This is a genomic window from Arcticibacterium sp. (assembly GCF_055134445.1).
On the sequence record NZ_JBSRVI010000051.1, the window covers coordinates 26,083 to 35,223 of the forward strand.

Here is a 9,141-nt window from a genome sequence, read left to right on the forward strand (position 1 = left end):
ACTAGGGCACCACTATTCTGGTGCTTAAAACCTCTATCCTATCTGGCCAATTCACCTCCAGCCTTACATTGTAAACACCTAGTGCATAAGAGCTTAAATCTAAGAACTCCGTATTCTGACCTACCGTAGGGTTTATCCATTTATCATACATAAGCTGTCCCTTTGTATTGTAAATGTAAATCTTGGCTGGTAATGGATTTTCTTTCGCTATAATTTGAAAACTTAGCTGACTTTCTCGTGAAAAACTAACAGGATTCGGATAAACTGAAATTGTGCCTTTCATTGTTCCCTCTGCCACCTTAAAACTAATGTTATATGGCTGCTTAACAGCATTTCCTTTAGTATCCTGAGCTTCCACTTTTAAGGTGTATGTGCCAGAACTCAGATTTAAAATTGCTTTTGCTAGTAGTTCGTTCGCTTTTGAGAGGCTTGTTTCTGTTAAAGACAGCAGCTCGTATCCATTATTTTCAGATGATATATACATTTTAACCAGCCCAGTATTGGTTAAATCAAAGGCATTTTCATCAATAACCCGAGCTTCAATGGTAGATTCGGCAGAAATATAATCTCCGTTTTCTATTTGCTTTCCGTTAATCCTAACCGACAATAGCGGTTCTACATTATCCGGAACTAGGTTGGCAGGGTAAGAAGTATGTGAGAATGCCTCAATTTGATTCTCAAATCTAAACAAAGCATAATTATTGCTATAGTCCAATTCTTCGATACCTTTATCCACATTCAATGTAAGCATCAACATATTATTAATAATACTTGGTAATTTAAATTTTACCCGTAAAGTATCATTAAATGGAAAAGATGGAACTTCACGAACATAAGTAAAGCCGTTGTAACCCCGAACTTCTATGGTAAACTGTTGTGTACTATCATACATACCCAAGTTTTGAACTGGTAGCGTCCACCATAAAGAATCATTCTCACTCATAGGTTTAGAAACATCAACAGACTCTAAAGTCATCCCTTCTTCCAATGCCACAAAGTCTGGTGCCTCTATCGGAAACATTTTGATGGCAGGGTCCCCTTGTAAAATCATTTGATGGATATTTGCCAAAATATGACCGTTATTACGCAGCAAATTCAAATCCTTATTGACCTCTTGATGAATTTCTCCAAGCGTAAGTCCTAAGGTTTCCTTCTCCACAAAAAGTTTTTCGTAGAGCCTGTTTAAGTAAATCTGAGTAGGCAAAAGATAACTCCAAAAGGAATTGGCAAAAACCGCAATGGCTCCCTTATTGGGCGTTAACAACCAATCTGTGGTCAGCGGGTCATATCTATAAAACACATTCCCTACACCGCAGCCATTGAAAAACATCAAAGGATACTTTCCCTTGTTTTCAAAACCACTTTCTACAGTGGAACAATACCCAATATTTAAATCAATGACATTAGCAGAGCCATGCCCCGCAAATGTAATAAGACCCACGCCATCATTTACCTCTTTGGAAATATCTAAAAGCTCCACTTCTTTTAAGCTTTGCTTCCGTTTGGAGGTAATACTAGCTCCCCAGAAATGGTTTTCAGCCTGAGATTTAATGTTGTCTAGGACATTGGCCAATGAGCTAATTTCATAAGCCGTTTTACCGCCCGAAAGGTGTAAAAACCGTTTTTTCCAATCTTGCCCTCTTGGAGCCGCTTCTGATTCCTTGACTTTATTTAGATAGGCCAGAATTTCCTCATTTTTAGTCACATTCAGTCTTCCTGTAGCCATACCTTGTACCTCAGCAAAACCTGACTTAGTACCAGCGGTTAATAAAACATCTGAACCTGGGTAACCAAAAGAAGGTACTAAATCTTTCGCCTTCTCCGTTTTCATGATATCTGGAAAAGTAACAGGCCTCCCCACCAAAAATAAAAATTTAGTTTCGGAGTCATCCATAAGCAGCGACTGAGCAAAACGACGAATAGCCAAAGGATTTCTAACACCATACATAAACTGATTATACAATTCTGAAGGTGTAATAATTAAGGTTTTGTAAGAACCTCCGGCGTTGCTCTCTCTGTAATTGGCGTATTCGGTAGAGCCATTTCTTAAACTTTCGGAAGTTAAAATGACATAATTAAAACGAGTAGGTTCTATTTTCTTAAATTCAACTTTCTCTAATACACTCGCTTTTTGCGTTTCTTTATAGAAATAGTTTGTTGAAGTCTCCCGAGAAAAAAACCTTCCTTCCTTTAATTCATAGGGCCTTACGTTCCATCTATCGGTAATGTTTAGAACTTTATCTGATGCTTTATAGTTTTTACTGGCTTCTGCATACATAAAGCTACTGTTAGCAAAATCCGTTGTTTTTTGAGGATATGTTAATTCAAAAGAAGTTACAGAATACCAATCTAAAGCATCTGTAGTTAAAGAAATAGGCGTAAACTTAATAGTGAGTCCTCCACTTTGAAGAAGAACATCCGAAATTTCAAGTTCTTTGTCCAATCTTTCAAAATTGCCAATAAGAAGGGTGTCTGCCTGCTTAATACCATTAATGCTATACGCAATCCTGTGCTTCACCTCAGACCTACCGTTCAGCTGCATTTTCAGATGGCCTTTTAAGCCTGTGTTTCCTTGAAAATCTTTTACAGGAATAAAAAATGTGGAAGAGGAATCTGCACTCATAAACGGTCCTGTCCAACCTTCTCCTTGCTCATAATAGCTTTGCTGCAGATTTGGCAATAGCCCAATGATGTTATTAAAAGAATACTGTTTTTCGTAAAGTTGAAGATGCACTTTTTTATGATAAGAAGCCGCTTGACTAGTCTCTTCATAAGCGGTGGAAGCCATTCTCTTTCCCGCTGTTTTGCCCAGCGTTAAAAAATAAGCCGCCTCATCAGAAAAAAGACTTTGATTCAAATTCATTCTGTCGGAAGTTGGTCTATAAACTAGGCTGTCCAAATCGCCCTTGTTCTTTTCTCCATAGAATAAAATCTTTGAAGACACTCCAAAAACACCATCAACCACACCCGTCACTTGAATAGAGATCTCCTTCCCTAAATGCCAAACCTGAAGCATTTCTGGAGCCTTATTTTCTAAAACAAAACCTATTTTAGCTAGCGAAGCCCCATCTATTTCATAAAAACCATCATTACTAATTCCAATTCGAATATAGTCTTGGTCATTATTAATCCATTCGTTTCCAAGTGGCTCTTGAGCCCAAGAGAAAAATGGTAAAAGGAAAAATAAAAGTAGATTTCTTAGCAGCATAAATTAATTTCAAACTTGCTTACTAAGATACAAGGAAAAAGAAAATATTGCTTTTAAATAAGATGTCGTTAGATAAACAACATGATTAGAAGTACCAATAAAAACAAAAGAGCCTCTTTCGAGGCTCTTTGTTCAATATTATAAATCGCTGAAGTCGAAACTTTCAAGGAAGCTGGTCGTAAAAATTCCAGACCTGAATGTTTCGTCCATCATTAATTTCTGATGGAAAGGTATGGTGGTTTTTACACCCTCAATATAAAACTCATCCAAAGCTCTTTTCATTCTTACAATTACCTCTTCTCTACTTTGAGCGGTTACTATAACTTTGGCTATCATGGAGTCATAATATGGCGGGATAGTGTAACCTACGTACACATGACTATCCACTCTTACACCATGGCCACCAGGAAAATGCATTGATTTAATAGTACCAGGACAAGGTCTGAAACCATTTGCAGGATCTTCCGCATTTATACGGCACTCCATAGAGAACATTTTAGGCTCATAGTTTTTTCCCGAAATAGGAATCCCTGCGGCCACTTTTATTTGTTCTTTTATCAAGTCAAAATCTGTAACCTCTTCTGTAATAGGATGTTCTACTTGGATTCTGGTATTCATTTCCATGAAATAGAAATCCCCATTTTTGTCTACCAAAAACTCTACAGTTCCTGCTCCTTCATATCTGATAGCAGAGGCTCCCTTAATGGCAGCTTCTCCCATTTTTCTACGAAGCTCAGCATCTACTACCGGAGATGGCGTTTCTTCCAATAGTTTCTGGTGTCTTCTTTGGATAGAACAATCTCTTTCAGACAGGTGACAAACGGTTCCGTAACTATCTCCAACTATTTGAATTTCAATGTGTCGAGGATCTTCAACAAATTTCTCTAGATAAAGACCATCGTTACCAAAAGCTGCTCCTGACTCCATTTTGGCGTCATCCCACATTTTTTGAAACTCCGAATCCTTTCTAATGACTCTCATACCTCTACCTCCACCACCAGCTGTAGCTTTAACGATAACAGGATATCCCATTTCGTTTGAAAGTTTGATACCTTCTTCTACAGACTCCAAAAGTCCATCTGAACCAGGAATAACCGGTACACCAGCTTTAATCATGGTCTTCTTTGCTGTGGCCTTATCTCCCATTTGGTTGATTTGCTCCGAAGTAGCACCAATAAATTTGATACCATAGTCTTCACAAATCTTAGAAAACTCAGCGTTTTCAGATAAAAAACCATAGCCAGGGTGTATGGCATCTGCATTGGTAATTTCCGCTGCAGAAAGTATATTTGGAATACTTAAATACGATTTTGAACTTTGAGGAGGACCTATACATACAGCTTCATCCGCAAAACGAACATGTAAACTGTCTCTATCCGCTGTAGAATAAACGGCAACAGTTTTAATGCCCATCTCACGACAGGTTCTCATAATCCTTAGGGCAATTTCTCCCCTATTTGCTACCAATAATTTCTTAAACATAGATACTATTTAAAAAAATGAATAGACCGTTAGGAAGGGTCAACTAAGAACAAAGGTTGGTCATACTCCACTGGAGATGCGTCATCAACCAATATTTTAACAATTTTACCAGAAATTTCTGATTCTATTTCATTGAAAAGCTTCATAGCTTCCACAATACAAACCACATCTCCAATGGCTAAGTTGTCACCAATCTCCTTAAAGTTTGGTTTTCCTGGACCTGCGGATCTGTAGAAAGTACCAATCATTGGAGATTTAACTTCAATGAAACCATCGTTTACAGCAGGTGCTTCCACAGCTTTTACTTCTACAGGAGCAGCTGTTGCTGGCAAAGCCGCTGGAGCTGCAACTGGAGCAGACACTAATTGTGGTGCTGCCATTGTAACAGCTGTATTTCTTTTGATATGTAATTTCAGTTCGGATGTTTCGATGTTTACTTCATCTAAATCCGATTTTGAAATATAATCTATTAATTTCTGAATCTCTTTTGTCTCCATTACTAAGAAAAGGTAATATTTTGAGTGTTACAAATGTAAAAAGAAAAGTATACCATATAAAATAAAGAAGATCACCCCCTAAGGAGGCGATCTTGATTATTTCTCTTTAACACGTGAATCGTATTCATAAGAATTCGTATTCACCTTAATTAATTCGTCGTTTTCTATAAATAAAGGTACTTTAATAGTAGCACCTGTTTCCACCGTAGCTGGTTTCATTGGACTATTGGCCGTATCACCTTTTAAACCTGGCTCGGTATAGGTAACACGAAGCTCCACATACATAGGCATCTCCACAATAAGCGGCGACTCTTCTTCTGCATGTATAAGAATGTCAACATTTTGACCTTCTTTTAATAAATCATTTGCAGGAACCATTTCGGTAGGCAAATTAATTTGTTCAAAAGTCTCGCTATTCATGAAATGATATCCAATATCATCACTAAAAATAAATTGGAACTGCCTTCTTTCTATTCTAGCAGTTACCACAGAAACTCCAGCAGTAAAAGTATTTTCTAAGACTTTACCCGTCTTTAAGTTCTTCAATTTAGTTCTAACAAAAGCAGGACCTTTGCCCGGTTTCACATGTTGAAATTCAGTAATGATACATAGTCCATTATTGTATTCAATACACAAACCGTTTCTAAAATCAGCTGTAGTAGCCATATCTAAAAGTTATTTAATTAATAAGCCCATTTAATATAAGCAGATCCCCAAGTGAATCCACCTCCAAAGGCCGCCAAAATAATATTATCTCCTTTTTTCAATTTCGATTCAAAATCAAATAAGCATAATGGAATAGTAGCGGCGGTGGTATTACCATACCTATCTATATTCATCATCACTTTATCTGAGCTGATTTCCATTCTTTTTGCTGTGGCATCAATGATTCTTTTATTGGCCTGATGAGGCACTAAAAAAGCAATATCATCACCTGTAAGATTATTTGCTTGCATGATCTCAGCTGCTGCATCCGCCATTTTGGTCACTGCAAATTTAAAAACAGCTTGACCCTCTTGACGAATATAGTGTAAATCTTGTGCAACACTCTCTAATGTGGCAGGGATTTTACTTCCTCCGCCTTTCATTATCAAATGATGCTCACCAGTTCCATCAGAATGCAACCTGAAATCCATCAGTCCACAACCTTCATCGTTGGGCTCTAGCATCACAGCTCCAGCTCCATCACCAAAAAGTATACAAGTGGTACGGTCCTTCCAGTCTACAATGGCAGACATTTTATCAGCACCCACCACTATCACTTTTTTATATCTCCCAGTTTCTATAAACTGACTACCTGTAGCTAATGCATAAATGAAGCCTGAACACGCCGCCATGATATCAAAGCTACCAATGGAGCCGATTCCGGTTTGTGTACAAACTAAATTTGCGGTAGAGGGGAAAAAATAATCAGGGGTAACCGTAGCTACTATCACCAAATCCACTTCAGATGGATCGGTGTTGGTTTTTTTAAGTAAACCTCTTACGGCTTCTGCAGCCATATAAGAAGTACCTAAACCCTCCCCTTTTAATATTCTTCTTTCTTTAATTCCTGTTCTGCTAACAATCCATTCATCATTAGTATCAACCAGCTTTTCCAGGTCAGCATTGGTCAGAACATCTTCTGGAAGGTACCCATGTACCCCCGTAATTGCGGCTTTCAAGCTCATAAAAGATTTTAGGTTCTTTTGTTTAATAGCAGTTAGTCTCCGAACTCTTCTGCAATTTTAGCATTTACTCCGGATTCCACCTGCTTCATAGCAAGTAAAATCATATTTTTTATTGCAGCCGGTGAAGAAATACCATGCCCTACAATAACATTTCCCCTTACGCCAATAATAGGGCTTCCACCCACTACTTCGTAATTCATGCGGTCAATAAGCGGGTCTTTAATATGCTGACTATGAGCATACTCATAAAAAGATTCTCCCATTTTAAAGATTACGTTTCCGGTAAAACCTTCGGTTACAACCACATCCGCTCTATCTTCAAAAAGGTCTCTTCCTTCAATATTGCCAACAAAATTGATTTTCTCGTTCGTTTTGAGCAATTGGTGCGTAGCCATAGCCACGGCGGAGCCTTTTGTCTCTTCTTCACCTATATTCAGTAGGGCTACTCGTGGACTTTCTAAACCAAAATAAAATTTAGCATAAAGAGAACCCAATTCTGCAAACTGCACAAGCACTTCTGGCTTACAGTCTGCATTAGCCCATATGTCTAACATAAGGCTAGATTTTCCACTTTTCAAGGGAAAAAAACCTGCTATAGGAGGTCTTAGAACTTCCCCATAGGTTTTCAAGACAAACAAGGAATTTACCATCATAGCACCGGTATTTCCTGCACTACAGATGGCGTCAGCTTCACCTGACTTTATAAGTTGAAACCCAACACTAATACTAGAGTTGGGTTTCTGAGAAAAGGCCTTAGTAGGATGCTCATGCATCTCTACCACCTCTTGAGCATGTTTTATAATAATTCTATCGTCAGAAATACCTTTTTCATTCAGTATTTCTACGATTTCATTTTCTCTACCAACTAATAAAAGATTAACAGAAGATGGAAGTTCAGACAATGCCAAAAGTACGCCTTCTATAGCAACCTTTGGAGCATAATCTCCACCCATTACGTCTACTGCAATATTCATTTGATTGATCTGCCCTGAAGTAGTTAAGAAACTGATAAGATATTACTTATAGTCTTCTGCAACTAATTTCCCTTTATAAAAAAGGTTTCCTTCATAAACGTGTGCACGGTGACGTACATGAATTTCACCTGTAGTAGCATCTACAGACAAAGCTTTAGTAGTCAAGTTATCATGCGTTCTACGCTTATCTCTTCTCGTTTTCGAAATTTTTCGTTTCGGATGTGCCATTACTTACCTATTTAATAATTCTTATAAATCTTTTTTCAACTTCTGCAGAGCAGCCCACCTTGGGTCTATCTCTTCTTTTTGTGCTTCCTCCTCTTCCTTATCAGAAAAGACAAAAGCTCCACTGCTATCCTCATCCCTTAAATCTGGATGAAGCTTTTTCATGGGTACTGCTAAACATATATACTCAAAGATAATGCTTGCAAGATTAATATCTGCTGCTCCGAAAGGAATAACTTCCAAATCTTCTGAAACAACCTCATAATCTTCACCAAATTTATACACGTAATCTTCGTGAATACTTATGGCTTCATCAAACTCCTCTAAGCTTCTGTCGCAGACAAGTGTCACCACGCTGTCAATATCCATGCTTAAACGCATCATTGTTAAGGATTTATCTAAGACTACATTAGCCTTAAAACTTCCTTTCTCAACAATATCCTGTTCAAAAGACTGGAAAAACTCTGAACCTCCATCAAAGTCGAACTCGTGTCTTTTATTTTCAAGACCTTGAATATTTATTTGATATTTTGAATGCTCTTTCTTCACCAGTTTGTCAACAAGGCTGCAAATTTACAACCTTTTTTATTCATAGGGAAATTTTGATTAGATATTTATCTAAACTCATCCCACTTATCCTGCTCAATGTACTAAACTATGAATCGGCCACCAAAAAATAGCCGAATCTTATCCGATTATTTTTACACTCTTTTCATGTTTAATTTTCAATCATTTCTCTAATGCTAATCAATGGAATTTTACTTTCATATGTTGCGTTCAACGCTCTTATAAACTCATTTGCTATAAGAGCCTGACCTAGTGCAGAAGGAAATAAACCATCTGACGAAAAAAAGTTACCTTCAGGCCATCTAGCATCAATAAGTATTCCGTCTTCTCTATAATTACCGTTCAGTATTTTCAAATATAGGCCTCTAATATCTGCTAAAGCATATCCGTTCAAACTGGTTGAGAATATACCAAAACACTACCAAAAAGGCATACCAATAACATTAGAAAATTTCTAATTGATTTCATTTTTAATATTTTTTGTGAGTTTCTCTATAAATATTCCTTAGTCGGAATAA

9 protein-coding genes are annotated in these 9,141 nt (G+C 37.4%); all 9 read right to left on the bottom strand.

Features of this window, described 5'->3' with window-relative positions; genetic code table 11:
• Position 1: 1 nt before the first annotated feature.
• On the bottom strand, positions 2-3,208 hold the full coding sequence (gene porU2, locus ACTBZY_RS07355) for a putative type IX secretion system sortase PorU2 (RefSeq protein ID WP_463045709.1): 3,207 nt from the start codon (positions 3,206-3,208) through the stop codon (positions 2-4).
• Positions 3,209-3,346: 138 nt separating this feature from the next.
• Positions 3,347-4,690, bottom strand: coding sequence for an acetyl-CoA carboxylase biotin carboxylase subunit (gene accC, locus ACTBZY_RS07360; RefSeq protein ID WP_463045710.1), 1,344 nt, complete (start codon positions 4,688-4,690; stop codon positions 3,347-3,349).
• A 29-nt stretch (positions 4,691-4,719) separates the two neighbouring features.
• Positions 4,720-5,187 (bottom strand): acetyl-CoA carboxylase biotin carboxyl carrier protein, encoded by a 468-nt coding sequence (gene accB, locus ACTBZY_RS07365; protein WP_463045711.1) that lies wholly within the window; start codon positions 5,185-5,187, stop codon positions 4,720-4,722.
• Positions 5,188-5,283: 96 nt separating this feature from the next.
• On the bottom strand, positions 5,284-5,853 hold the full coding sequence (gene efp / locus ACTBZY_RS07370; protein ID WP_463045712.1) for an elongation factor P: 570 nt from the start codon (positions 5,851-5,853) through the stop codon (positions 5,284-5,286).
• A 17-nt stretch (positions 5,854-5,870) separates the two neighbouring features.
• Positions 5,871-6,857 (bottom strand): beta-ketoacyl-ACP synthase III, encoded by a 987-nt coding sequence (locus ACTBZY_RS07375; protein WP_463045713.1) that lies wholly within the window; start codon positions 6,855-6,857, stop codon positions 5,871-5,873.
• A 32-nt stretch (positions 6,858-6,889) separates the two neighbouring features.
• The gene (plsX, locus tag ACTBZY_RS07380) at positions 6,890-7,831 is read right to left on the bottom strand and encodes a phosphate acyltransferase PlsX (RefSeq protein WP_463045714.1); all 942 of its coding nucleotides are present in this window, start codon (positions 7,829-7,831) and stop codon (positions 6,890-6,892) included.
• A gap of 42 nt (positions 7,832-7,873) precedes the next feature.
• Positions 7,874-8,059 carry a 50S ribosomal protein L32 gene (gene rpmF / locus ACTBZY_RS07385; RefSeq protein ID WP_463045715.1) on the bottom strand — a complete coding sequence of 62 codons (186 nt, stop codon included), beginning with the start codon at positions 8,057-8,059 and terminating at the stop codon, positions 7,874-7,876.
• 21 nt (positions 8,060-8,080) lie between these two features.
• Positions 8,081-8,605: a YceD family protein gene (locus tag ACTBZY_RS07390; RefSeq protein WP_463045716.1), complete on the bottom strand. Its 525-nt coding sequence runs from the start codon at positions 8,603-8,605 to the stop codon at positions 8,081-8,083.
• A 169-nt stretch (positions 8,606-8,774) separates the two neighbouring features.
• Positions 8,775-8,978 carry a hypothetical protein gene (locus tag ACTBZY_RS07395; RefSeq protein ID WP_463045717.1) on the bottom strand — a complete coding sequence of 68 codons (204 nt, stop codon included), beginning with the start codon at positions 8,976-8,978 and terminating at the stop codon, positions 8,775-8,777.
• Positions 8,979-9,141: the final 163 nt, after the last annotated feature.

Excerpts from the sequence above, each read along its gene's own strand:
- porU2 (WP_463045709.1), bottom strand. The coding sequence starts at position 3,208 with ATGCTGCTAAGAAATCTACTTTTATTTTTCCTTTTACCATTTTTCTCT.
- accC (WP_463045710.1), bottom strand. The coding sequence starts at position 4,690 with ATGTTTAAGAAATTATTGGTAGCAAATAGGGGAGAAATTGCCCTAAGG.
- accB (WP_463045711.1), bottom strand. The coding sequence starts at position 5,187 with ATGGAGACAAAAGAGATTCAGAAATTAATAGATTATATTTCAAAATCG.
- efp (WP_463045712.1), bottom strand. The coding sequence starts at position 5,853 with ATGGCTACTACAGCTGATTTTAGAAACGGTTTGTGTATTGAATACAAT.
- ACTBZY_RS07375 (WP_463045713.1), bottom strand. The coding sequence starts at position 6,857 with ATGAGCTTGAAAGCCGCAATTACGGGGGTACATGGGTACCTTCCAGAA.
- plsX (WP_463045714.1), bottom strand. The coding sequence starts at position 7,831 with ATGAATATTGCAGTAGACGTAATGGGTGGAGATTATGCTCCAAAGGTT.
- rpmF (WP_463045715.1), bottom strand. The coding sequence starts at position 8,059 with ATGGCACATCCGAAACGAAAAATTTCGAAAACGAGAAGAGATAAGCGT.